The sequence below is a fragment of the Methylobacterium platani genome, from assembly GCF_001653715.1.
Lineage (GTDB): Bacteria > Pseudomonadota > Alphaproteobacteria > Rhizobiales > Beijerinckiaceae > Methylobacterium > Methylobacterium platani.
This window is the reverse complement of the sequence record NZ_LWHQ01000101.1, coordinates 2,855-3,429: the sequence shown is the minus strand read 5'-3', so window position 1 is coordinate 3,429 and position 575 is coordinate 2,855. Positions and strand designations below refer to the sequence as shown.

General features: G+C 71.5%; 1 protein-coding gene. It reads right to left on the bottom strand.

The window, feature by feature from the left end; translation table 11 throughout:
* Positions 1-411, bottom strand: a 411-nt coding sequence (locus A5481_RS31235; protein ID WP_197514276.1) for a PLP-dependent transferase, incomplete at its 3' end; no start/stop codon positions are given.
* Positions 412-575 lie beyond the last annotated feature (164 nt).

Sequence of the window (575 nt, the reverse complement as noted above, 5' to 3'; positions counted from 1 at the left end):
CGCCGCCTTCAGCGCCGCCTCGTCGGTCTGGTCGACGAAGGCGACGCGGTAATGGCCGCGCGCCGCGCGCATCGACAGCAGCCGGTGGGTGCCGCCGTAACAATCGTGCGGCGCCACCAGGAGGTCGCCGGGGCGCAAGGGGGACAGGGCGAGGTCGAGCGCCGCCATGCCGCTCGACACCACCACGGCGCGGGCGCCGCCCTCGAGCTTCGCCAGCGTGTCGGCGAGCTGGTCGCGGGTCGGGTTGCCGAGGCGGGCGTAGTCGTAGGCCCGCGCCTTCTCGAACTCGGCGAAGGTGTAGGTCGTCGAGAGGTAGAGCGGCGGGGTCACCGCCCCGAAGGCCGTGTCCGTCCCGATGCCGTTCGCCGCCGCGATCGTTTCCGCCCGCCTGTTCTCGTCCGCCACGACCATTCTCCCGTCTCGTCCGCTTCGTTCTTTATGAAGAACGAAGCGGACGATCAACGGAAAATCGTTCGGCGCGGCGGACGCACCCTCATTTCAGCCCGAAGCCGCGGCGCTCCAGGATGCCGCGCAGGCGGTCGCGGCCGCTGAGCGATTCGGGCCCGCGCACCCGC